The organism is Vibrio syngnathi (genome assembly GCF_002119525.1).
Lineage (GTDB): Bacteria > Pseudomonadota > Gammaproteobacteria > Enterobacterales > Vibrionaceae > Vibrio > Vibrio syngnathi.
Map to the genome: position 1 here is coordinate 1,205,625 of NZ_CP017917.1, position 25,399 is coordinate 1,231,023.

Genomic DNA, 25,399 nt, shown 5'->3' on the forward strand with positions numbered 1-25,399 from the left:
GTCTTTTAGCGTTCTCGCAGAAACGGGGATTCAACTAACGAGCATTCCCCTCAAAAGAGATGATGATTAGCGCGTAGTTCCATATAAGTAACCCCGAACAAGAAACTAAAAAGCGAGCCACCAGGGCTCGCTTTCAAATCGTCTATGTTTACTTAAATAGTTACTTAGATTACAGAAGTTCTACAGACTGTTGAGCAATAACGAATTCTTCATTGGTTGGAATAACCATTGCTACTGCGCCTAACATCTCTGATTTAGCGATGATACCTTCAGCACCAAAACGAGCGGCTTCATTGCCTGCTACGTCTTCAACAAAACCAAGAATCTTAAGGTTGCTTAAGATCTCGCGACGAATAGGTAGAGAGTTCTCGCCGATACCACCAGTGAAAATGATGCCGTCTAAAGAGTCTAGCGTTGCAAGGTAAGAAGCAACGTATTTAGCTACGCGGTAAGTAAACACCTCGAAAGCAAGCTTAGCGCCTTCGTGGCCCTCTTCCATCGCTTCTAGGATGCCACGAGCATCGCTCGTAAGACCAGACACGCCAAGGAAGCCAGACTCCTTGTTTAGAGAGTTAAAGACTTGCTCTTGTGACCAACCTTTCTTAAGTAGGTATTCGATAATACCTGGGTCTAAGTCACCACAACGTGTGCCCATCATAAGGCCAGAAAGCGGTGTGAAACCCATTGAAGTATCAACACTGTTACCGTCTTTGATAGCACATACAGAAGCGCCGTTACCTAGGTGAACAGAGATAAAGCTAGCTTCTTCAACTGGCTTGTTGACCATTTTCGCAGCTTCACGGCTAACGAAGTAATGGCTAGTACCGTGGAAACCGTAACGACGAACACCAAAGTCTGTGTATAGTTCTTTTGCGATTGCACCCGTAAACGCACGTTGCGGCATTGTTTGGTGGAAAGCCGTATCAAATACAGCGAACTGAGGTAGAGAAGGGAAAGCTTCAATCGCAGCACGGATACCGATAGCACCTGCCGGGTTATGAAGTGGAGCTAGGTCAGATAGGCTCTCAATCTCACTTGTTACTTCTTCAGTAATGCGAACAGTTTGAGTGAACTTCTCACCACCGTGAACGATACGGTGACCGATAGCCACAATATCTGCCGTGAAGCCTAAATCTTCCATCAGGCCTACCAATTTGCCAATGGCAATTTTGTGGTGGTTATCCTCACCTTGAATAGCAATTTCTGTTTTCTGACCTTGATACTTCCAGCTCATGCGAGCATCCTCAAGACCAAAACACTCCCCTAAGCCACTTAATACTGCGTCACCAGAAACAGAATTAATGACAGCAAATTTTAGGGATGAACTACCCGAGTTAATAACCAGAACAAACGAATTAGACATTGGATATGGATCCTGTTTCAGTACGAATTGGATGAAGTGTTTACTTCAATTTTAGTTAAGGCCATTATTCAATAATTTTTGAATCTTTCAACTTTTGTTTTGCAAAAACCACTAAATGAACACAGTTAAGTTGATCTTAGTCATTAATTTATTTCTTTCGAGAACGAAAATTAAAAAATAGTTGAATTAGATGAAGCAAATGGACTTATGAAACTGATGGATTCATACAAACCACATAGAGAACAAAGTCACCTAGTGTTGGAAGCTTATTCAAGAGCCTAATTCATGGATTAAGCCCTATAAACCTATAAACCTATAAACCTATAAACCTATAAACCTATAAACCTATAAACCAAGCTATCTTTCTGGCGCTGCGACTTCAAAAAATACAGCACAACGTTGAAATATAGAGCTCGTTAGTTACCAATCTCCATTGATAGTTTTAAGACGTTTAACTACGACTCAGAACTTGAAGATCTAACTTACATGGGTCGAACGGTTGATCTATTCTTAGGTCAAAATTTAATTTCATTCTTCATTATAGCTGTGCATTTCTTTTGCTATACATCGGTCTACTCCCATACTTCCAGATCAAACACCCTAAACAGCGCCTTAAGCGCATGTGAGTGTGATTGTCTTGTGATACGAGGCACAACCTAAATCAGGGCTCAGGACGTGCTACAGGCGCGAAAGATGAAATAGCAGGCACAAAAAAGCCGAGCATTAAGCTCGGCTTTCAAAGTCTAGACTAAAACATCTAAACGGCAGGTTGATTAACCTTCGCTGCGCTCTGGACGACGACCGCGGTTGCCGCCATTGCCAGCTGCTGCGTTGCCATGGCCACGTTCGCCACGGTGGTTACCACGGTGATCGCCACCACGGTTACGGTCGAAGCGACGCTCGCCATCACGACCACCAGCAGAGTTACCATCACGTGCGCCGTCACGGTTGCCACGGTAGCCACCACGACCGCCATTGCCACCTTCACGGTTACCACCTTCGCGATTACCGCCTTCACGGTTACCACGGTAGCCGCCACCATCACGACCGCCACGACCGCCATCACGACCGCCACGGTTGCCATCACGACCACCGCCGCCACGACGAGGCTCACGGAAGTCGTTGAAATCAACAACTACAGCGCCAGCTTCTTTTTGACGAATGCGAAGTTTGCTTAGCTTACCAGCAGTTTCAGAGTTCATTGCTTTTGGCAGTTGAACGTAAGTAGAACCTTGGTCTAGCTTGATAGCACCGATAGAACCTTTAGTTAGGCCTAGTTCGTTTGCTAGTGCGCCAACGATGTCTTTAACCTGAACGCCTTGCTCACGGCCAACTTGTAGTTGGTACGTATCCCAATCTTGAGTATTGAAGTTACGACCACCACCGTCACGACCATTGTCACGATCTTCACGACGCTCTTTGCGACGGTTCTTATCACGCTCAATAGCTGCGATCATTGGGTCTTCGCCAACGTAGAATAGTGGGCTCTTACCTTGCTGACGCTTAAGAAGCATTGCAGCTAGAGTAGCAGCATCAACTTCTAGAGATTCTTGTAGTGTAGAGATTAAACCTGCGAAGTTTTCTAGAGCTTTGCTCTCTTTCTCAGTTTCAAGCTCAGCACCAAGCTTAGCAACACGTGCAGCAGCAACTTCGTCACGTTTTGGAAGTTGGATTTCTTCCATTTGAGACTTAGTTACACGCTCGATAGTGCGAAGCATACGGATTTGGTTAGTGCGAACTAGTAGGATCGCTTTACCTTTACGTCCAGCACGGCCAGTACGACCAATACGGTGGATGTAAGATTCAACATCGAATGGGATGTCGTAGTTGAATACGTGAGTAATACGAGGAACATCAAGACCACGTGCTACAACGTCAGTTGCAACTAGGATATCGATAACACCTTGTTTGATGTGATCAACAGTGCGCTCACGTAGAGACTGAGGAATATCACCGTGCAGTGCAGCAGCTTTGAAGCCACGTGCAGATAGCCAGTCAGCTAGACGCTCAGTGTCTTGACGAGTACGTACGAATACGATTGACGCGTCAGTTTCTTCAGTTTCAAGAAGACGAGACATTGCTTCGTCTTTCTCTACGCCTTTAACTACCCAGTAATTCTGCGCTACTTTGTCAACTGTGTGGTTAGTACCAGCAACGTCAACTCTAGCCGGGTTACGTAGGTAACGGTCAACAATAGTCTTAACCATTGGAGGCATAGTTGCAGAGAAAAGTACGCGTTGTGCAGTTTCTGGAGCTTGCTCAAGAATCCAAGTAACGTCATCTACAAAGCCCATTTTCAGCATTTCATCTGCTTCATCAAGAACAAATGTATGTGCTTCATCTAGGTGTAGACGGTCACGAGTTAGTAAGTCTTTAACACGACCTGGAGTACCAACAACAATGTGAGCACCGCGGCTTAGAGCACGCATTTGGTCAACAATTGAAGCACCACCGTAGATTTCAAGAACTTTAAGACCGTTGATGTCACGACCTAAGTTTTTGATTTCCGCAGCAACTTGAATCGCTAGCTCACGAGTAGGAGCCATGATGATTGCTTGTGGTTTGTGTTGGTTCAGGTTGATTTTGTTAAGTAAAGGCAGAGAGAATGCTGCTGTTTTACCAGTACCAGTCTGTGCTTTACCTAGTGCGTCACGGCCTTCAAGAAGAAGAGGAATAGCTGCTGCTTGGATTGGAGTCGGAGAAACGAAACCCATGCTATCAAGAGCTGAAAGAATGTTATCGTTAAGGGCTAATTCATTAAATTGAATTACAGATTCGGACATTGGGATCCCACTATATATAAGTAAACAAAAGGTCCCGGGAGCTCTATCAATTCCAATACTGATCCAATCAGATACTGATTCCATTCAGAGTTACGAAGCAGTAATAAAACACTTCAAGCCATTAGGGACGTCTAAGGGAGGCGGATTATTCCCTAAATGCATAAAAAAATCCAGAAAAAATTGAAATACATCACATATTTTTCGCTTTTACATCAATACTGGCTATCATATCGTCAAAACTTGATGAATATCTCGTCACAACACCCATCTTCTAGCAAATTGACCTAGTTAAATAAGAGGGCAATTAATTAACGCTCACTTCGCCTTTCAGTAGTAATCAAGCCTCGCAATGATTATAGTGTGCTCAATTGTCCTCGATAGATAAAAGTCAAAATGTTTCAAGATAATCCTCTACTCGCTCAGCTCAAACAGCAAATCCAAGAAACCCTCCCTAAAAAGGAAGGGACAATCAAAGCCACTGAAAAAGGATTTGGTTTTCTCGAAGTCGATAACAAAACCAGCTTCTTTATTCCGCCGCCATACATGAAGAAATGTGTACACGGTGACAAAGTGATTGCCATCATTCGCACCGAGAAAGATCGCGAAGTAGCAGAGCCTGAGGAATTGATTGAACAAGGCCTTACTCGTTTTATTGCACGAGTGAAGTTGTTTAAAGGTCGTTTGAATGTAGTTCCTGATCACCCGCAACTGAAAAAGCTGCAACTTAAAGCGAAAGCCAAAAAGGGGCTAAACCCTGAAACGCTTAAAGAAGGCGACTGGGTTGTTGCTCATATCGTTCAACACCCGTTAAAAGGTGACAACGGCTTCTTGGCTGAGATCTCTGAAAAAATTACAGACGCCGACGACAAGATCGCTCCTTGGTGGGTGACGCTTGCACAAAACGACCTACCAAACAGCGAACCTGAAGGCATCGACGACTGGCAGATCAAAGACGACGCTGATCTTGAACGTATCGACATGACTCACGTCCCTTTTGTGACTATCGATGGCGAAAGCACAAAAGATATGGACGATGCGCTTTACGCTAAGAAGAAAGAGAACGGTGATTTTGAACTGACTATCGCGATTGCTGACCCTACGGCTTACATCTCTCCAGATGATGCTATGGATAAAGTAGCTCGCGAGCGTGGTTTCACTATTTACTTGCCTGGCCGTAACATTCCTATGTTACCTCGCGACTTGGCTGACAACTTATGTTCACTAATTGAGAACGAAGTTCGCCCGGCACTTTGCTGCACAGTAACGGTATCTAAAGATGGTGTTATCGGTGATGACATTAACTTCTTCGCTGCAAACATCAAATCTCACGCTCGTCTTGCTTACGACAATGTATCTGACTGGCTAGAGACAGGTTCATCAAAGAAATGGCAACCATCAGAAGAGATCGCTGCAATTGTTTCTGACCTTCACCAATTTGCTCAAGCGCGTTCAGCGTGGCGTTCAGCGAATGCGGTTGTATTCCCAGATCGCCCTGACTACCGCTTTGAACTTAGCGAAGATAACGATGTTGTCGCTATCCACGCGGACATGCGTCGTAGCGCAAACAAGTTGGTTGAAGAGTCGATGATCAGCGCGAACATCTGTGCGGGCCGAGTACTAAAAGAAAGCTTTAACCAAGGCGTCTTTAACTGTCACTCTGGTTTTAAAGCTGAGAAATTAGCAGACGTCCTGGAGCTGGTTAACCCAGAAGCAGAAACACCGTTTACAGAAGAGCAGATCGTCTCTCTGGAAGGATTCGCTACGCTACGCCGTTGGTTAGGTTCTTTAGACAACAGCTACTACGACAACCGTATTCGTAAGTTCCAAGCGTACAGCGAGATCAGCAATGAACCTGCACCACACTACGCGATGGGACTAGACATTTACGCGACGTGGACTTCACCAATTCGTAAATACGGTGACATGATTAACCACCGTATGCTTAAAGCACACATCTTAGGTAAAGCGCCAATTCAAACACCAGACGAGACTATTGGTGATGAACTTGCCCTGCACCGCCGTCATCACGGTATGGCTGAGCGCAATGTTGGCGATTGGTTGTACGCTCGTACTCTCGCGAATGCTCCAGCTGAAGAAACTCGCTTCCAAGCAGAGATCTTCGACATTAACCGTGCTGGTATGCGCGTGCGTTTACTTGATAATGGTGCAGCAGCGTTTATCCCTGGCTCTCTCATTCTTAATAATAAAGAAAGAATAGAGTGCAACGGTGATATGGGCACTGTATCTATCGATAAAGAAATGGTATACAAACTGGGAGACGTTTTAGAAGTAGTTCTCTTCGAAGTTAATCAGGAAAACCGTAACTTGGTAGCAAAACCTACACAAGTATTTGCGGACTTGCCTAGCGAGCCTGAAACAACAAATGAAACCGAAGTTTAAGAGCTTTAACGGTTACGGCTGTCAAGGTTAAAGCTTTCAAGATTACGGCTTTCAAGGTCAAAAGCTTCAAAGTTTTACTTCTTAAAGGCGCTAATTATTAGCGCCTTTTTTGTAAATGCCTCATGCTTAAACAATACTTAAAAAAGCAATTAATCTACAACGCCAAAGAAGCTCACTATGTCATCAATCACTGTAACTCAATTCAGAAACTTTATTCCCAGGAAACGCGAACGCTACCCCGCCTCTAAAAATGGTATCTTTATGGTATCGAAAGGAAGCATATCTTTTGTGCTACCTAATGGCACTCAAGCCTCGTTAAAAGCGGGTGATTTCACGCTTTATAATTCTGGTCAGATTAAAGACATCATGGTCGACACTGAAAATGGTGAGTTTAGTGCGATCTGCTTAGATTTTGATTTGGCAATTTTCCAAAAGTTCATAAATCAGTTCAGTGATCTAGAACCGATTCGAACTCCAGATAAGTACATTAAGTTCAATCAAACTGATACCGAAATCTACCAATTGAAAGAGCTCATCATATCTCTAACCAATTCATCGACTCAGAATGATTACGCACTCACCCAACTAGGCTTAGGTTTGCTGTCTTTGATGGTCGAGCAGTACCCTGAACTATTAGCCATTATTAACCGAATTTCTAGATTGACCGTGACACAAAAGGTCATCCATTACATTGAACAGAACATAGAAAATAACATCTCACTCGACACCCTAGCCAACTATATGGGGATGTCACCAGCCACACTTAAACGCCGTTTATCGGCAGAAGACCTTTCGTTTTCAAACCTCTTGAAGATAAAGCGAATCGCCCACGCAGCCACACAGCTCAGAACATCGAACAAATCGATTACTCAAATTGCTTATGAATCCGGATTTAAAAGTGCGGCGCATTTTAGTACCGCCTTTAAAACCTATCACGGTAAAACACCAAAAGATTTCCGGTCTTTGGTTGCACAGTCTTATTAGATGCACAATCTTAATGGCATAACTTGAAGTAACATAAATCGTTTATAGTCACGTAGATAAGCTTTTAGTTATGCAGATAAGCGCAGATCTAAGCAAATGAGCTTGTAGTTAAGCAAATAAGCTTTAGTAACATAGACCGTTTTGGTGACGCAGAAGGTTGCAATGTGGTGAGTTTACGAAGGTTATTCGTTTAAGGTGTCAAGCCAATCGCGAACGTCTATCGAGTAGGATAATCACGACCAGAAGTACGATTTAGGGTCTTTTTCTATTTCAGACAAAATAGCATCAAGATCCTTCGATTGTGGTAGATAGGGATAAGGCCCCCAATTTACTGAGTCGGTTTCTACATCGCCTTCAAGCGGCACCATCACCAACCAACATGATAGTGACTCATCAAAGCTAACGCAGGCGATCTCATTTGTGTAATCGCTATGAGATGAGTCGAGTAGATAATGCGCCTGAGAAAACAGCACACCACCCTCACACTCTTCATAAAGGGATTTGCCTAGCTCGACAGGTAAACTGCGATTTCGAGATGTACAGAGCTTCTCAGCTCCAATTAAAAGACGATTCAGTTCGATATGAATGACGGACATAACACCCCTTGTAAATTCATAGAAACTTCTAAGTAGTGAATTCCTCTACTTAGCTTAGGACTCAACCAACATTTTAGCGAACAAGCACAAACAAAATACCCGTCCGGCTCCCAGAAACTAACCCTGATTTTGTAAACCAAGCTCACTTTCACTCATCAAGCTAATCGCGACACATTGAGCGGATAGAATTTCACAAAATTGTCATATAACCGACCTATCATAGCCGGCAAATGTTATTAACTAGGAGTTGTTTATGTTACGAGTCGCGCTTGCCTCTCTTTTATCCTTAGCCCTGTCTTCTCACGCTGCTTTTGCACAAGAAACTAATATTTCGGGCTCCACTTCGGTATCACGAGTGATGGATGTATTAGCAGAGGAGTACAACAAGACTCACCCTGATAACTACATTGCAGTTCAGGGCATTGGTTCTACAGCAGGTATTACCATGGTTAATAAAGGTGTCGCTGATATTGGTATGAGCTCACGTTACTTAACCAACCTAGAGCAGGACGAGAAATTAAAGGTATTTCCAATTGCCTTTGACGGTCTAGCTGTCGTAACCAATCGTTCAAACGGTGTAAGCAACGTTACACGTGAACAGTTATTCGATATTTACAAAGGTAATATTACCAACTGGAAAGCCATAGGCGGTGCAGATCAACCTATCGCAGTTGTCACTCGTGAAGCGTCTTCTGGTTCACGCTATAGCTTCGAAAGCTTGCTTGGTTTAACGAAAATCATTAATGACCGTCTGGTTTCTGACATCAACCCAAATAACTTGGTTGTAAACAGCAACAGCATGGTAAAAACGATTGTGAACCATAACCCACACGCGATTGGATTCATCTCTGTAGGTTCTATCGACCACTCGATTAAGGCAATCACATTTGAAGGTGTAGAACCGACATCTAAGAACATTGCCAACCACAACTATGAACTGGCTCGCCCATTCTTATTGCTGCACAAGACAGACTCTGTTTCTGAGGAAAGCAAAGACTTCATCAAATTCGTGAAGTCAAAACAAGGGCAAGATCTTATTGAAGAGTACGGCTATACGCGTATTAAGTAATTGGCGTACTTTATCGATGTTATTAGCGGTGACGGTGATATCGATTTGAGATGACACAAACAAAAAGAGAGAGCACTTAGCTCTCTCTTTTTTTGAATCTATAATCTTCGCTAAAAAGCAGCTCCACTTACAAGAAGCTCTAGAAGTGAAGTTGGATAACCGAGACAATCACCGCACCAGGACGACGGATGCCTTCGATTTCTACTCGAATTTCGCGTTCAATCTCTAGGCCTTTCTTAATTGGCGTTACTTTTGTTAGCGTACTTTTAGCGCGAACGTTACTGCCTGATTTTACAGGATATGGGAAACGTACTTGGTTAAGACCAATGTTGACAACCATCTTCGCCGTTGGGAATTGAGATTTATCGGGATCAACACTGTCTGTAAGTCGAGGAAGCAGAGACAAAGTCAAAAAACCATGTGCAATGGTTGTTTTGAACGGAGAATCTGTTTCAGCCTTAGAAGGCTCAGTATGAATCCACTGCATGTCTTCAGTCACGAGACCGAACTGGTTAATGCGCTCTTGGCTTACATTGATCCAGTCCCCAGTATGGATGACTTCACCGATCTGCTGTTGAAGCTCATCAAACACAAGTTGTGCTTCTGGCTTAAGTACGATCTGTGGTTCAACAGGCATCTCTGGTGCATCTTCATTGACCGCTGGTTTGTGGTGATCACGAACCCACGCAAAGAAATGACTATTTTGCGTGCGATTCAGAAAGTCTCCCCAGTAATCTCTAAGAGCTGGAGACATCCATTGCATAAACTCTGAGTGTTGCGAAGACACGCTGTCGCCTCGGTGTTTAAATAAATCAATGACTTTCATAAGAACCTCAATGCACAAAATATTTCAATATAACTTGGTAATTTTGAAACACTTCACACTATTGTGCAAATACTTTCGAGCATACAAGTGTTAGCCGAACACTTACATGTCCAATAAAAACAACAACCTAAGAATAAAACACCATTTTATTGGAGAGCTCCAATTGGAGTATTAGCTCTACCTTATAATAAACATTTCATTATATAAACAGATTCTTTATTCACAAGTGGAATAAAAAAAGGCTTAGCACAATGCTAAGCCTTCGTTTTTACAAGAAATTAATTACCAAGGAGAAGCCTTGTAAAGGGCTCATCCTACAAGACACTAACTTCCCTATTCATCATCCAGTGGAATCAGCTTGGTATTGCCTCCGTGTGCCTTCTCACGCTTACGTTGCACGAATGCATAGAAGCCAGGGATTAGGAACGTACCCGCTAACAACACACATAGCAGACCACCAATCAGAGAAATACCCAGAGAGTTCTGGCTCACGTGACCAGCACCCGCAGCGAAGATAAGCGGGAAGATACCCAATATGAATGACCAAGACGTCATGTTCACAGCACGAAAACGGAGCGTACCGCCCTTTACTGCCGCATCTTCGATTGATGCGTCTTTGTCTTCACGCTCCACCTTAGCAAACTCCACAATCAAAATTGCGTTCTTCGCGGCCAAGGCTATCAAGAGAACCAAGCCAATTTGTGCATAGAGGTTCAACGGTGTACCAGTTAAGTTCAACGCTAAGAAGGAACCTAAGGTTGCAACCGGTACCACTAAGATAATCGCGATCGGAATTGTCCAGCTCTCGTACTGAGCCACCATAAACAGGTAGATAAATATCAGCGCCAATGCAAAAGCAAAGATCGCTTGATTGCCTGCCAAGACTTCTTGGTAAGCCATGCCTGTCCATTCGTACTGATACCCCTGAGGTAATACTTCTGCGGCTACACGCTCCATTGCTGCAATCGCATCACCACTTGAGTAACCCGGCGCAGGTTGGCCTTGAATCACGGCACTACGGTACATGTTGTAACGCCATGCTACGTCCGGCTCGAAGATCTGGTCATAAGTCACCAATGTGCTTAACGGGATCATCTCGCCATTAGACGAACGTACGTGGAATCGTTGTAGGTCATCCATGCTGCTACGGTGGTCACTGTCAGCTTGCATGGTGACACGGAAGTTCTTACCAAACATGGTGAAGTCATTCACGTACATTGACCCAAGATTGCCTTGTAGCGTTTGGAATATTTCCGACAGCGGAATACCTAGCTGTTGCGCTTTCTCACGGTCAATATCGACATAGTAGTGAGGTACATTCGCACGGAAGGTACTGAAGGTATGTGAAATCTCAGGCTGTTTGTTCGCCTCAGCAATCACGTCATTCATTACCATCGCCAGATCAGTACGGCTACGACCTAATGTATCTTCAAGAACAAATTCGAAACCAGATGCTGCGCCCATGCCCGGAACGGCTGGTGGTCCCATTGCAAATACAATAGCCTGAGGCAGTTCTGTTGCTGCTCGACCATTAATACGCTGTGAGATAGCTTGCGCTGAATGTTGACCGTCCAATGCGTTACGCATGTCCCAATCATGGAGCTTGATGAACATCGACGCTCCATTCGAAGCTGAAGCGCCCGTCATGAATGCATAGCCGTTAACCAGTGTCACACCATCAACGCCCGGCTCTTGCTCAACCATCTCTAGCAATTGCTCAGTCACATCTTCTGTACGAGACAGTGATGCCGCGTCAGGAAGCTGCACGTTAACCAGCAAGATGCCTTTATCTTCTTGAGGTACGAAAGCCGTAGACGTGGTTTTTGCGAAGTAAGTTACCGCTGCTAACGCCACAACAAAGAAGGTAAATAACAGAACACCCTTTTTCACAAGGAAGCCTGCTATTTGACCATATTTGTTGGTGACAGATTCAAGACCACGGTTAAACGCTTGGTACCAACGTGCTGTGTTACCACCGCCCTGCTTAAGAACCAATGAACACAATGCTGGTGACAGCGTTAGAGCGTTAATAGAAGAGATCACAACCGCAATACAGATGGTCAGAGCGAACTGACGATACATGATGCCGGTAATACCTGGCAGCATCGCTACTGGGATGAATACCGCTAACAGAACCAAGGTTGAGGTAACAATTGGACCCGTTACTTCTTTCATTGCGATAAGCGTTGCTTTTCGCGGTGAAATAGTAGGGTCTTTGGCCATCGTAGTATCGACGTTCTCGATAACCAAAATCGCATCATCTACTACGATACCAATCGCCAAAATCAAACCAAACAAGGTTACCGTATTTACGGTAAAGCCGGTCATCTGCATGACCGCAAAAGTACCAATCAAAGATACCGGAATCGCAACCACAGGAATCAAGGTCGCACGGGCACTGCCCAAGAATAAGTACGTTACCGCGATAACCAATAAAATAGCTTCGATTAGCGTTTTTACTACCCCTTTGATCGATTCAGCAACAAAGAGTGTGGTGTCATAACTCGCTTCATAAGCAACGCCTTCAGGGAAGTTTGTGCTTAGGTTTTCGAGCATCGCCATGACCGCTTTGCCACTTTCCAACGCGTTTGCATCAGATTGAAGGGACAGCGTTACGATTGAAGCGTCTTGACCGCGGTATTTACCGTTACCATCGTAGAACTTTTTACCTAGCTCAACACGTGCAACGTCTTTTAAGTAAACCGTTGAACCATCTTGATTTGCACGAAGCACTACATTCTCAAACTCATCAGCCGTTTCTAATCGGCCTTTTGTTACCAAGTTGAACTGCACTTCTTGCGCGTCATTATAAGGCGCTGCGCCAATACGGCCAGCAGCGACTTGCACGTTCTGTTCCGCCAATGCGCGATTCACGTCAGGGGTAGTTATATTGAGGTTAGCCATTTTTTCAGGATCTAACCAAACACGCATCGCGTATTCACCACCACCCAACACGTTAACTTCACTAATGCCCTTTACACGAGCCAATTGGTCTTTAATGTTCAAGTTCACGTAGTTGATCAGGAATTGGTCGTTGTACTCTCCGTTCGGCGAGTAGAAGTTCAATACCATCAATAGGTCAGGTGAACGCTTCTTGACCGTTACACCCACCATTCTTACTTCTTGTGGAAGTTTCGATTCGATCTGGGCAACGCGGTTCTGAACGTTGACCTGAGCCATATCAGCATCAGTACCGACATCAAAGGTCACGTTAAGGTTGTATGAACCATCATTAGCACTTTTAGAAGACATGTAGATCATATCTTCTACGCCATTCACCGATGTCTCTATGGGGTCGGCTATCGCCTGTTCCACCACTTCAGCACTGGCACCCGTGTAGAATGCCGACACACTGACCGATGGTGGGCTAATTTTTGGATATTCGGCCACTGGTAAGATAGCGAGAGAGATCGCACCCGCCAGCGTTAATATTATGGATATGACAAGGGCAAACTTAGGCCTTTGAATAAAGAAACGACTTAACATAAATAGCCCCCTTACTCAGCTTGTTCAGCAGAAGCTTGAATACGAACAGACATACCATTACGTACACGCTGTAGGCCTTGAGTGATCACCGCGTCGTCCTTCTCTAATCCAGATTGAACAATCACACCACCTTCAACCTGACGCCCCATCACGATGTTTCTGCGTTCAGCAACGGGGGCGGCTTCACCTTCAACCAATACCATCACAAAGTCACCTTCTAGGTCGGTTTGAACTGCACGGCGCGGAATAGTCACAACATCAATAGATTGCTTTTCACGTAGATCCACGCGAACGTGTTGACCCGGAAGCAGTTGTTGATTTGGGTTGTCGGCAATCGCACGCATTGCGATCGTACCTGTATTAAGGTTGATGCGGTTACCCAAGAAATCGAGCTGGCCAAGATGTTCGAACGCTTCGCCATTTTCAAGCATGATCTGAACTTCAACACCTGCAGAGTCGCTGCTGCCGTCACCTTCAATACGATCCATACCTAATTCAATCCGCTCGCGCTCGCTGATACTAAACGAAGCATGGATTGGGTCTAGGCTAACCAACGTAGTTAATACACCTGAAGACGGTGAAACCAGATCACCCGTACTCACTTTGGTGTCGCTGATTCTTCCAGAAAAAGGGGCAATAATTTTGGTATGAGAAAGCTGAACGTTGGCTGCATTTAGCTGAGCTTGGCTTGCTTCAAGCTGTGCTTGAGAACCGAGTAAGTTTGCCGTCAATGCATCAAATTCCGATTGAGAAATGCTGCCCTTAGGGAGAAGATTCTTACCACGATTAAAATCAAGTTCGGCTTTTTTAAGGTTGGCATTCGCTTGAGCAACCGACGCTTTTGCGCTTGCTACTTCAGCTTCAAATGAGGATGGCTCAATTGAGTAAAGCAATTGACCCTTTTCGACCATTTGACCTTCATTGAAATGACGGCTTTGCAGATAGCCCGAAACTTGCGCTGTGATAGCCGTGTCTTCAACGGCTTCAATACGACCGATGTACGACTTACTTTGCTGGTGAGAAACAACGCTAACATCCTGTACAGCTACGAGAGGTAGAGGCGCTTGCTTGGCATTTTGAGCATCTTGCCCACATCCAGCAAGAATAAGAGAGCTTGCAAGAGCCGTAAGGATCAACTTTTTACGCATGGTTATACCGTCACTTGTTAGTATTTGAACAGTATAAAATTTACGTAACACATCCGTCACCATTGTCCGAGGAATATCAATTATAACGAACCAAAGTGTATCAATATGTTAATTGAAACCAAGTGCTTATAAAGTAATTACAAACGCGTTACAATTCTTAAGTAAATCAACCTCTCAGCTTTTGTTCTCTATGGATATTGTCTAACATCATGTATTGTCAGACAGATAAGCATTCACATTTAATTGTTAAGGAATTCTCATGATTTCAAAATGGGCTAAGCGTTTCTATCAAATGGCGGAATTGGTCGGTTCTTGGAGTAAAGATCCTTCAACTCAAGTCGGCGCCGTCATCACTAAGCACAACCGTATTGTTTCCGTTGGTTTTAATGGCTACCCACATGGTGTGTCTGATAGTGCGGATACTGATGACAGAGAAATGAAGTACCTCAAGACACTTCACGCTGAAGAAAATGCAATCTTGTTTGCTAAACGTGATTTAGACAGTTGTGAAGTTTGGGTAACTCACTTCCCTTGCCCGAACTGTGCGGCAAAGATCATCCAAACGGGGATTTCAGCAGTACATTGCCCAGAGCAAAGTGAAGACTTCCTTTCTCGCTGGGGAGACAAGATCAAAATAAGCCAAGATATGTTTGAGCAAGCAGGTGTGGAAATCGATTGGTTACCACTCGCTGACCTAGACTAATATCCAAGCTAAATTTCAAATATAAAAAAGCCGAGAGTCGATGTTATCGTTCTCGGCTTTCTTTTTTTTCTTTTCAGAGCCTTACGTTTCGAACATGAAATGTGTAAACAACATAAAGCTTTAGTTAGGATTAAGCGTTAATTGGGGTTAAACGCTAGTTGGAAAGGCTTCTGCGTACGCTTCCATAAAATCTTTGCGAATATCTTGCTCTAAATGAATCGCTTTTTCTGTCGGGCAGAAGATCATAAAGTGAACTTCTTGCTCACCCGTTGAGCTACTCGTGATATGAATATGCGGTTCAGAGCCAGGAAGGTCAACGCCAGCGTGCTTTTCGATCACACCGTTGTAACGGCGAGCAACATCGATAAACTCTTCACTGTGCTCTTCAATTTTCACGATAAGACCCGGCACCATAGGATATAGGTTTACGAAGTCTTTTACCGTCACAAAAAAGTTATGATAAACGTAGCGTTTCATGAAATTAAGGTTCTTTACCGGGTAAGTGAAGAACATGCTATTGGGCAGCGTAGCGGTCTTGCCTGTGAAATGGTATTGCCCGTGATACAAATCGATTTCTTGAATCACAGTCGCCATCAAATTGTGCTCAATCACCTCGCCGCTGATTTTGCCCACTTCAATCCAGTCACCAATTCTAAATGAGCGAGAACTCGCACGTTGAATAGAACCTGTGAAACACAAAATGATCTCTTTAGATGCGACGACTATAGCAACAGCAATGGCAGTTACAGACAGTGCAAACTCGCTGATTTCGGATTTCCACAGCACAAATAACGTCACAACAATAATCGCGAATGTGCCATTTTTGGTACGTGACATCCAGTTACGTTGATCTTCACTGAGAAAAGCGACGTCACCACGAATTCGAGACAAAGTAATTCGTCGGATTATTAAAATAGTGCAGATGATCAGTACACTAAAAATAAACTTATTAGCGAGTAAGAAATCTATTACTTGCCACACTTTTTCCATTACTTATTCCTTTAGCATTAAAACATTGAGCTCTATAACAATGAGCTTTACAGCGACTAACTCAACCATATTTAGGTCGATACAACACATTATAAAAAAGCGCTCAAAAATAGAGCGCTCCTTTTCATGCCTAAATCAGCTTAGGTAAGGCTATCATTTTATCTTGGCAGAAGTAATAAATTGACCAAAAGTTTCACACCAAATCACAACCGTATTAAATCGATTAAGATCAATACCTTCAGGCAGCTCAACCATAAATCGGTCGAATGTTTTCACATCTCCGACTCTTAGTAACTCGCTCTTGCTGTCATTAAATGCCTGTTCGGTTTCAATAAACTTAGGTGATAGGTAAACTTTATAATCCGGTCCCGGTGCCAGTTCACCTTCAAAAGCTATCGCACTTTCAGAAACAGAAACGATGCCTTCTCCCCAATGCAAAAAGTCACTGTCTTGTCGGTCTTTAGTGAACTCGCCTGTGTAGATAGCCTGCTGACTGATCGCTTCAACAGAACTTGAGGAAGGAGAATCAGGCTCAATCAAGATAGGTAGTGCATAGACACCAAGCCCAAAACCAAAAGCACCCACGGCTAAGTGGGTGCAAAGTAAAACTAACTTTTTCATCGCGTACTCCCTTATGCTTAAAGAGAGTATTAATGAATACTCTCAAAAATACAAAGAGATATCGCGTTGGAAGTCGCTATTTTTGGTAGTGAGTTGCTGTACGTTGAGACAGCTCAACAATCACTTCTACCGCTTGCTCCATACCTTGAATGGTAATGAACTCATGAATACCGTGGAAGTTGTAGCCACCAGTAAAGATATTCGGACATGGTAGCCCCATGAAAGATAAGCGAGCGCCGTCTGTACCACCTCGGATCGGTTTGATCATTGGCTCAACATCGCACTCAATCATCGCTTGCTTGGCCAACTCGATAATGTGCTGATGCGGTTCAACCATCTCTTTCATATTGAAGTAGCTATCGGTTAGCACCAACTCAACACGGCCTTTCTCTAGGCGCTCATTCAGTTCGTCCACTTTCTGTTGCATGAATGTCTTACGCGCTTCTGCACCCTCACGTTCAAAATCACGGATGATGTAACCCAATTCAGACCGCGCAACACCCATTTCAGCCGATTTCAGGTGGTAGAAACCTTCATAACCTTCTGTGCACTCTGGTGTCTCTTGCGCTGGCATCATCAATTGGAATTGCGCCGCGATGTTCATCGAGTTCACCATCTTACCCTTTGCGGTACCCGGGTGAACATTTACGCCATGGCAGATCACATCAGCGCTCGTGGCATTAAAGTTCTCAAATTCCAACTCCCCTACTGGCCCACCATCGATGGTGTACGCCCACTCGGCGCCAAATTTTTCAACGTCAAACAGGTTCGCACCGCGGCCAATCTCTTCATCCGGTGTGAAACCAATGCAGATGTCGCCGTGTTTGATGTCTGGATTCGCTTTCAGGTAAGCAATCGCACTGATGATTTCAGCGATGCCCGCTTTGTTATCGGCACCAAGCAGAGTTGTGCCGTCAGTCGTAATAAGGTCATGGCCATGTAAAGAATCAAGGTCTGGGTATTGGCTTGGGTTCAAACTCTCGCCACTTGTACCCAATTCAATCGTTCCACCTCGGTAATCTTTAATCACCTGAGGTTTCACGTTCGCGCCTGATGCGTCAGGAGCGGTATCCATATGCGCCACAAAGCCAATAGCAGGCACTGGATAATCAACATTCGACGGCAGTTTCGCCATCAAATAGCCATTTTCATCTAAAGAAACATCAACTAAGTCTAATGCGATCAATTCTAACTTTAAGGCTTCAGCAAACGTAATTTGACCCGGTGAACTTGGGCAATGCTGATTAGAAGGATCGGATTTGGTATCAAAAGTAACGTAATTCAGAAAACGTTCTACAAGCTTTTCCATAATTCATCTCACCATGGATTAAGTAATTGATTTACTGACTTTGTTCTTCATGTAGATAAGCGAGGCATTGCTAAGTTAATACGTACGCAGAGTCAGTCGCGAGGCTTTTCATCTTACGCCCCTGACCATGTATGTAATTGCTCTACATCATTATTGTGCGAAATTAGACGAGCTTCCTATACTTGAAAACAGAGGGTTTCGTCAGTTCAATATTGCATACGGATGATAAGCGATCGCTTTGTACGCACTCTACGCCCTTCGCTCTCAGCCTAAAAAAAGTACAAAGCGGATGAGGATCACAATTTATCCTTGATGCAGAATCTGTCATACGTTACATGGAGACACAGTTATGACGATTAATAAGTATTACATTTTCTCTCCTCAAGCCTCTGAGGAAACACTTCAACCAGTATTAACTGAGAAAGAAGTTCAAAGGCAGGAAGCTCTAAGACAGGCGCAATCTCAAGGTGGTTTTGATACCAACGCGACCTCGTAACTCAATGAATACCTAGCAATATTATGAACCCCTATTAAAGGCTCTACTTCTCTCTGATGTAGAGCTTTTTTCCTTAAGCTCTTTTCTTCTCTATTTCTGTGGCGTCCTATTCAAGCGTCGAACCCATTCAAGCGTCGAACCTAGTCACGCTTTGTGCCCCTCAGGCAGCCTCTCTATAATGTTTCGAATATACCGTTAGCTAATTCGCTACGCAGAGAAATCACCCACTAAACTTTCCCCAGCCATACCTTGTCGTGTCATTTTGTGCTAATAATTCATATTCGTTTTCATTCCTCACTCGCCCTCTTTTCAAATACTTTTATGCGAGTACCAGAGAACTTAACCACAGGAATCCCGAATTCAATGGAATATTCAAAGCTAGGAAGTAGTCAAATTCCCGTTTCCCGCATCTGTCTTGGTAGCATGACTTGGGGGCTGCAAAATACGCAACAACAAGCCGACCAACAGATCGAATACTCGCTAAGCCAAGGTATTAACTTTATTGATACGGCAGAAATGTACGCAGTGCCGCCTTCGCCTGATACCTATGGCAAAACAGAAGCAATCATCGGCAACTGGTTGTCTCGCAATCCGCAACGCCGCCAAGAACTGATCATAGCGAGTAAAATTGCAGGGCCCGGGCTTCCTTGGGTTCGAGATGGAGGCCCTATAACAGGTGAAGCCGTAATTTCAGCAGTTGACGCATCATTAATACGTCTACAAACAGACTATATCGATCTTTACCAACTGCATTGGCCAAACCGAACAACGCCTCACTTTGGCAAACATTTCCCGAATCATATTCGATTCAGTGACATCGACCGAAAACAGCATGAAGCGGAGATGCTAGAGATCCTGCAAGCACTGGCAAGCTGTATTAAAGCAGGGAAAATCCGCCATGTGGGTTTGTCTGATGACACCACTTGGGGTATTAACACCTATCTCAAACTGAGCGAAAAACACGATTTGCCGCGAATGGTCTCTATTCAGAATGAATTTAGCCTGCTGCACGCAAAAGACTGGCCATATTTGATTGAGAACTGTGTGCATGAAGATGTCGCTTATCTGCCATGGTCACCTTTAGCTGCAGGCATGTTAAGTGGAAAGTACATCGATGGCGCAAGACCGGAAGGCAGCCGTTGGACTTACATGCAACGCAAAGGCATTTTCCGCGACACTGAGTCTGCCAATGAAGCCGTAAAAGGATATGTCGAAGTGGCGAACGCTCACGGTTTTACACCGAGCCAACTGGCATTAGCTTGGTGTAATCAAGTTGATGGAGTGACCTCCACTATTATTGGCGCAACCACCATGGAACAGTTGAAAGAGAACGTAGCAGCGTTCAGCAAACCGTTGTCAGAAGAGATCCTTACCGATATCAACACAGTGTTTAAGCGCTACCCTGCCCCATATTAAATAATCGGTTTAGCCTAGCTCTTCTCAGTTCGCCTAACCTTCTCGGTTCAGCGAAACTTAGGCAAGTAAATCACATAAGAGCGCACTATTTAGTGCGCTTTTCTTTTTTAAGTGGGTTGCTTTTGCTTTTTATGTGGATCGCATTGAGCCATCACGCTTTTGGTTCTCCAACCTTTGCTCTATAATGCGCGGGCTTATATCTAGGATAAAAACATGATTTCAAAAAACCAATTAAAACTCCTTCGTGCTTTGGGCCAAAAGAAACAACGTAAAGCCCTTGGCTTGTTTCTAGTTCAAGGTGAAAAGAACGTTCTTGAGCTGTTCAATAGTGACTTAGTCGTAAAGAACGTCTTTGCTACGGCTGATTTCCTATCTGAAAATCACGCGTCACTGTTTGAGTTTGATTGTGTTGAAGCCTCGTTGGATGACCTAACCAAAGCAAGTACTTTGGTGAGTAACAACGCGGCGATTGCGGTTGTTGAGATCCCAACATTTGAACTACCAAAAGCTACTGGGTTAATGATTGCACTAGATGGTGTATCTGATCCGGGCAACCTAGGTACGATTATTCGCGTGGCAGACTGGTATGGCATTAAGCATATCGTTGCAAGTAGCGATTGTGCAGACCCATACAACCCGAAAACGATCAGCGCGACCATGGGCAGCTTTGGACGAGTACACGTAAGCCAAACAGACTTACCTGAATACTTAGAGCAAGCGAATCTGCCTGTTTACGGAGCGTTCTTAGAAGGCGAAAGTGTTCATAAGACGGAATTTACTGCCAACGGTATTTTACTGATGGGCAGTGAGTCTCACGGAATTCGTGAACACGCCGCTAAATACGTGACTGATAAGATTACGATTCCAGCATTCGGTGGCGCAGAGTCTCTGAATGTAGCAATGGCGACAGGTATTATTCTCGACAACATGCGTCGTCAGCATAGCTAATCGATTCAAAAGTAAACGACTAAATAGAACTCGCGGATATGAAGAGCAAGATTCCCTATCTTGCTCGTCCCTCGCTGCAGGGAATGACGTAACTTAGAGATAGAGACAAAACCAACCACCAGCTCTCACCGCACAAAGCATCAAGTAGATTTTGAAATATAACGTTGGCAAGTAGGTCAATAATTAACTGAATCATCAGCCGTCATCCTCAAGAAGGAGGGACGACTGAGTTGGGGATCTTTTTTGGGAAAGTTTATTTCAAGTAGCAGAATTACTTTTCTAGCATTGCCAACTTATCAGCGACACCATTCCACTTTTCAGCGTCATCCATCGGTGCTTTTACTTCAGTTTGCACTGGCCAAATCTCAGCAAGTTCGGCATTCACTTCAATAAAGATCTTTTGATCTTCTGGCAGTTCATCTTCTTGGAAGATCGCTTGAGCGTCGCATTCAGGAACACACAAACCACAATCAATGCATTCGATTGGGTTGATTACCATGAAATTAGGGCCTTCATGGAACGCATCTGCGGGGCATACCGCCACACAGTCTGTGTATTTACATTGAATACAGTTATCGCCTACGACAAATGCCATGATGCTCTGCTCTATAAGTTAGTCAAAATTGAAGAATGGAGGATAATACTCATCCCAAGGCAAAATTCAACATCATACGGCTCTAATATCGTGTCTATTTGCTCCATGTTTCCAAATTAGTATGACAGATAAATCAATTTCTCGTAAAATGCGCGCCATTGTGAGCTTATCGCTTCTTTCAACATCAGTGTTTACATAAAGCGCTGCGTTTTGAAGTGGTCTAGCTAAGACACCTATAAAAACGAGACATCAAAATGATACGTTTAACCGAAATTAAACTCCCCCTAGACCACGAAGAGTCTGCCATTCAAGACGCTATTGAAGCGAAGCTTGGTATTAACTCTGATCAGGTACTTTCTTTTAATATCTTTAAACGTGGCTACGATGCTCGTAAGAAATCAAAAATCTTACTTATCTACACGCTTGATGTTCTCGTTGAAAACGAAGCTGAGTTGTTAGAGCAATTCATTAGCGACCCACACGTAAAAGTGACTCCTGACATGGAGTACAAATTCGTGGCTAAAGCGGTTGAGAACCAAACTGAGCGCCCTGTCGTTATCGGCTTTGGCCCTTGTGGTCTGTTCGCTGGCCTAGTGCTTGCTCAAATGGGCTTCAACCCAATCATCGTTGAGCGTGGTAAAGAAGTTCGTGAACGTACTAAAGATACCTTCGGTTTCTGGCGTAAGCGTACTCTGAACACTGAATCAAACGTTCAGTTTGGTGAAGGCGGCGCAGGTACATTCTCTGACGGTAAACTATACAGCCAAGTTAAAGATCCAAAGCACTACGGCCGTAAAGTAATCGAAGAATTCGTAGCTGCTGGCGCACCAGAAGAAATTCTATACGTAAGTAAGCCACACATCGGTACCTTTAAACTGGTTACCATGATCGAAAAAATGCGCGCTTCTATCATTGAACTCGGCGGTGAAATCCGTTTCAGCACTCGCGTAGACGACGTTCATATGGAAGACGGTCAAATCACTGGCCTAACGCTTTCTAACGGTGAAGAGATTAAATCTCGTCACGTAGTACTGGCTGTTGGCCACAGTGCTCGTGATACGTTTGAAATGCTGCACGAACGTGGCGTTTACATGGAAGCTAAGCCCTTCTCTGTTGGTTTCCGTATCGAACACAAGCAAGCAATGATTGATGAAGCTCGCTTCGGTAAGAACGCAGGCAACCCTATCCTAGGTGCTGCGGACTACAAGCTGGTTCACCACTGTAAGAATGGCCGCACTGTATACAGCTTCTGTATGTGCCCAGGTGGCACTGTGGTTGCAGCGACTTCTGAAGAAGGCCGCGTAGTAACCAACGGCATGAGCCAATACTCTCGTGCAGAGCGCAACGCAAACAGTGCAATCGTTGTGGGTATCGACCCAGAGCGTGATTACCCAGGTGACGCACTAGCAGGTATCCGCTTACAACGTGAATTAGAAAGTGCGGCTTATGTTCTAGGTGGCGAGAACTACGACGCCCCTGCACAAAAAATCGGTGACTTCCTGAAAGGTCGCGATCCAAGTGCAATTGGTGAAGTACAGCCGTCTTTCACGCCGGGTATCCACCTGACAGACATTTCAAAAGCGCTGCCTGATTTTGCTATCGAAGCGATTCGTGAAGCAATCCCAGCGTTCGAGAAGAAGATCAAAGGCTTCTCTACGCCAGACGGTCTATTAACAGGCGTTGAGACTCGTACGTCTTCTCCTGTCTGCATCAAACGTGGCAAAGACTACCAAAGCATCAACTTAAAGGGCTTCTTCCCTGCTGGTGAAGGCGCAGGCTACGCGGGTGGTATCCTATCTGCTGGTATCGATGGTATTAAAGTTGCTGAAGCTCTGGCGCTGTCTATGGCAGAACAGAACCAAGCTGAGAAGATTGAAATCGCTTAGGCTCTTTCGATAAACCAAAGCTAAATAACGGTCAGCCAAAACTAAAAATCCAGTGCCTTATAGACACTGGATTTTTTATTGCATACGGATTATCTAGATTTACTCGGTATCGACTCTGGCTTTACTTACAAGTGTCTTTTGACCAGTTAACACCATCATTTGAACACTCCAACAGACTTGTTCCATTCTGGTAGTAATAACCTCTAGTCCAGTTCCCTTGAGAATATTTAGACGTTATCGTCTGAGTATAATCAAACGGTGTATTTTCAATTTGCGCATATTTATGACGAGTCCAGCTATCTGAACCGTGAGAAGTGTTCTCATTGAAATCAACTGATAGATAGTTTAATACATCAAAGTCGCTTCGTGAGATATTAGATAAAGTATCACCTAAATTGACCCACTCAGGGTAAGGAGCATTTGAACCATAATGGTACTTCACCTGAGTTTGAGTAAACTGGTCTTTATAATCACCAACAACATCTGACGTTAAAGTTTGGTTAAATCCATTACCCACACTTTGAGTGGAACAGCTTTCCCAATCAGGCTGTTGAGACCAAACACTATTCTTTACACCAAAGGTGGTTAGTGAATTGGGTTGCACCTGTTGTTTAATTGTTTCCTTAACTGAACACGAGTGCTGCGTTCCATCACTGCTCAATGAAAACCAAGCTTCCTTGTCATATTCCAAACCATTTTTCTTCTGGCTATTACGCTCAATGTGCTTATTTAATTCTAGTTCTGTTTGTAGATCAGCTGACACTTCATGTTCAATAACAATCAGCTTATCAGCGGTCATCACTGTTTTAACTTTATACCACTTATTAATTTCGTTCTTTTTAGAATAGTCCCAATGCTCCCAATAATAATCAACATAGGCTTGCTGAGCTTTGGGGTTTTCTTTTTGAATATCTTTAGTCTCTTGATACGACTTTTTAATGGCTGGCATCATTTTCTGCGCTAATTCATAAAGCTCAGTGTTTTGGGTTTTGACGAAGTCGCCATACAAGTCTTTCACTGCAATGTTATATCGATTCGCAATTCGGAAATCATGTTCCTTCACATTTTGGATAATGCTATTTTGAGTGTTTACAGCTTGCTTCAAAGCGGAACAACTGTTTAAACCACCTTTATATAGGTCGGCTTGGATCTGATTCCATAAAACGGTAGTAAGTGGCGTAGTAGATTTAATTTCTTGGTCAGAACTCACTGTCATTACTGGTGGGAAGACTAATTGATAAGGTTCAGTAATCGGCGAATTAGGGCTATCCGCATCAATAGCACCGACCGGAACGTTCACTACAATTGGGGCATAGTCCATACAGTCAGAGTTAGAACCAGTTAAAGACAATTGATAACTGCCTTCATCGTCCGTGATACTACTTGGCTCTCCCTCATCCAATACACCATTATAATTGATGTCTAGAAACGCGGTCGCACCGGAAATATACCCGTCAATGGCAACACCTTGTAAGGTTTTTGTTTGAGGAGCGGGTGCACTTGTACTGCTGCTACCACCGCCTCCTCCCCCGCCACAAGCAGCAAGACCACCAGCTATAAGTGCGATAGAAATAAGCTTAAGTTTCATTCGATGAGATCCTAATAAAATACATTAATAAGTAGGGTTGCCATTGGGGGGATGACCGAGAATGACTGTGATAGTCATGACCAGCCATAATAACGATTGGTATTCAAAAGAAACATGAAAGAGTGCTAGCCGATTCGTGCATGTTTTCATTTTGACCGAGAAGCTAGAAAGGGGAATACACTTAAAAATGGA

19 protein-coding genes are annotated in these 25,399 nt (G+C 44.0%); 8 read left to right on the forward strand and 11 right to left on the reverse strand.

Going from position 1 to position 25,399, the window contains the following annotated elements; translation table 11 throughout:
- Positions 1-169 precede the first annotated feature (169 nt).
- Both K08M4_RS20215 and K08M4_RS20220 read right to left on the reverse strand, forming a co-directional pair.
- The gene (locus K08M4_RS20215; protein ID WP_086051219.1) at positions 170-1,363 is read right to left on the reverse strand and encodes an acetate/propionate family kinase; all 1,194 of its coding nucleotides are present in this window, start codon (positions 1,361-1,363) and stop codon (positions 170-172) included.
- A gap of 773 nt (positions 1,364-2,136) precedes the next feature.
- Positions 2,137-4,146 carry a DEAD/DEAH box helicase gene (locus tag K08M4_RS20220; protein ID WP_494338370.1) on the reverse strand — a complete coding sequence of 670 codons (2,010 nt, stop codon included), beginning with the start codon at positions 4,144-4,146 and terminating at the stop codon, positions 2,137-2,139.
- A gap of 393 nt (positions 4,147-4,539) precedes the next feature.
- Here K08M4_RS20220 and rnb point away from each other — a divergent pair, with 393 nt between their 5' ends.
- Positions 4,540-6,546 carry an exoribonuclease II gene (rnb, locus tag K08M4_RS20225; protein ID WP_086051221.1) on the forward strand — a complete coding sequence of 669 codons (2,007 nt, stop codon included), beginning with the start codon at positions 4,540-4,542 and terminating at the stop codon, positions 6,544-6,546.
- A gap of 177 nt (positions 6,547-6,723) precedes the next feature.
- The gene (locus tag K08M4_RS20230) at positions 6,724-7,530 is read left to right on the forward strand and encodes a helix-turn-helix domain-containing protein (protein ID WP_086051222.1); all 807 of its coding nucleotides are present in this window, start codon (positions 6,724-6,726) and stop codon (positions 7,528-7,530) included.
- Between the two features lie 233 nt (positions 7,531-7,763).
- On the opposite strand, the gene K08M4_RS20235 is transcribed toward K08M4_RS20230, so the two are convergent.
- Complete coding sequence (locus tag K08M4_RS20235; RefSeq protein WP_012600988.1) at positions 7,764-8,126, reverse strand: DUF3024 domain-containing protein; 363 nt, start codon at positions 8,124-8,126, stop codon at positions 7,764-7,766.
- Between the two features lie 253 nt (positions 8,127-8,379).
- Here K08M4_RS20235 and K08M4_RS20240 point away from each other — a divergent pair, with 253 nt between their 5' ends.
- Complete coding sequence (locus tag K08M4_RS20240; protein WP_086051223.1) at positions 8,380-9,195, forward strand: phosphate ABC transporter substrate-binding protein; 816 nt, start codon at positions 8,380-8,382, stop codon at positions 9,193-9,195.
- Positions 9,196-9,334: 139 nt separating this feature from the next.
- On the opposite strand, the gene K08M4_RS20245 is transcribed toward K08M4_RS20240, so the two are convergent.
- From K08M4_RS20245 to K08M4_RS20255, 3 genes are all read right to left on the reverse strand, one after another.
- Positions 9,335-10,021 (reverse strand): MaoC family dehydratase, encoded by a 687-nt coding sequence (locus K08M4_RS20245; RefSeq protein WP_086051224.1) that lies wholly within the window; start codon positions 10,019-10,021, stop codon positions 9,335-9,337.
- Positions 10,022-10,354: 333 nt separating this feature from the next.
- Positions 10,355-13,507, reverse strand: coding sequence for an efflux RND transporter permease subunit (locus tag K08M4_RS20250; protein WP_086051225.1), 3,153 nt, complete (start codon positions 13,505-13,507; stop codon positions 10,355-10,357).
- An 11-nt stretch (positions 13,508-13,518) separates the two neighbouring features.
- Positions 13,519-14,655: an efflux RND transporter periplasmic adaptor subunit gene (locus tag K08M4_RS20255; RefSeq protein WP_086051226.1), complete on the reverse strand. Its 1,137-nt coding sequence runs from the start codon at positions 14,653-14,655 to the stop codon at positions 13,519-13,521.
- 259 nt (positions 14,656-14,914) lie between these two features.
- Between K08M4_RS20255 and K08M4_RS20260 the strand changes: the two genes are divergently transcribed.
- Entirely contained in the window at positions 14,915-15,358 is a 444-nt protein-coding gene (locus tag K08M4_RS20260) for a dCMP deaminase family protein (protein ID WP_054541800.1), read from the forward strand.
- A gap of 147 nt (positions 15,359-15,505) precedes the next feature.
- Here the strand turns inward: K08M4_RS20260 and K08M4_RS20265 are convergent, their stop codons facing one another.
- The 3 genes from K08M4_RS20265 to pepT form a co-directional block, all read right to left on the reverse strand.
- Positions 15,506-16,348, reverse strand: a complete 843-nt coding sequence (locus K08M4_RS20265; protein WP_086051227.1) for a mechanosensitive ion channel family protein — start codon at positions 16,346-16,348, stop codon at positions 15,506-15,508.
- Between the two features lie 153 nt (positions 16,349-16,501).
- Positions 16,502-16,969 carry a DM13 domain-containing protein gene (locus K08M4_RS20270; protein WP_017087316.1) on the reverse strand — a complete coding sequence of 156 codons (468 nt, stop codon included), beginning with the start codon at positions 16,967-16,969 and terminating at the stop codon, positions 16,502-16,504.
- Positions 16,970-17,045: 76 nt separating this feature from the next.
- The gene (pepT, locus tag K08M4_RS20275; RefSeq protein ID WP_086051228.1) at positions 17,046-18,278 is read right to left on the reverse strand and encodes a peptidase T; all 1,233 of its coding nucleotides are present in this window, start codon (positions 18,276-18,278) and stop codon (positions 17,046-17,048) included.
- A 349-nt stretch (positions 18,279-18,627) separates the two neighbouring features.
- On the opposite strand from pepT, the gene K08M4_RS22190 reads away from it, so the two are divergent.
- The 3 genes from K08M4_RS22190 (at position 18,628) to K08M4_RS20285 (ending at position 21,138) form a co-directional block, all read left to right on the forward strand.
- A complete protein-coding gene (locus K08M4_RS22190; protein ID WP_198299337.1) occupies positions 18,628-18,774 on the forward strand; it encodes a hypothetical protein in 147 nt (48 codons plus the stop codon).
- 363 nt (positions 18,775-19,137) lie between these two features.
- A complete protein-coding gene (locus K08M4_RS20280) occupies positions 19,138-20,190 on the forward strand; it encodes an aldo/keto reductase (RefSeq protein ID WP_086051229.1) in 1,053 nt (350 codons plus the stop codon).
- A gap of 213 nt (positions 20,191-20,403) precedes the next feature.
- On the forward strand, positions 20,404-21,138 hold the full coding sequence (locus K08M4_RS20285; protein ID WP_065104570.1) for an RNA methyltransferase: 735 nt from the start codon (positions 20,404-20,406) through the stop codon (positions 21,136-21,138).
- Positions 21,139-21,409: 271 nt separating this feature from the next.
- Here the strand turns inward: K08M4_RS20285 and fdxA are convergent, their stop codons facing one another.
- A complete protein-coding gene (gene fdxA / locus K08M4_RS20290) occupies positions 21,410-21,733 on the reverse strand; it encodes a ferredoxin FdxA (RefSeq protein WP_010431058.1) in 324 nt (107 codons plus the stop codon).
- 254 nt (positions 21,734-21,987) lie between these two features.
- Here fdxA and K08M4_RS20295 point away from each other — a divergent pair, with 254 nt between their 5' ends.
- Positions 21,988-23,619, forward strand: coding sequence for an NAD(P)/FAD-dependent oxidoreductase (locus K08M4_RS20295; protein WP_086051230.1), 1,632 nt, complete (start codon positions 21,988-21,990; stop codon positions 23,617-23,619).
- A gap of 121 nt (positions 23,620-23,740) precedes the next feature.
- Here the strand turns inward: K08M4_RS20295 and K08M4_RS20300 are convergent, their stop codons facing one another.
- Positions 23,741-25,207 carry a hypothetical protein gene (locus K08M4_RS20300; protein ID WP_086051231.1) on the reverse strand — a complete coding sequence of 489 codons (1,467 nt, stop codon included), beginning with the start codon at positions 25,205-25,207 and terminating at the stop codon, positions 23,741-23,743.
- Positions 25,208-25,399: the final 192 nt, after the last annotated feature.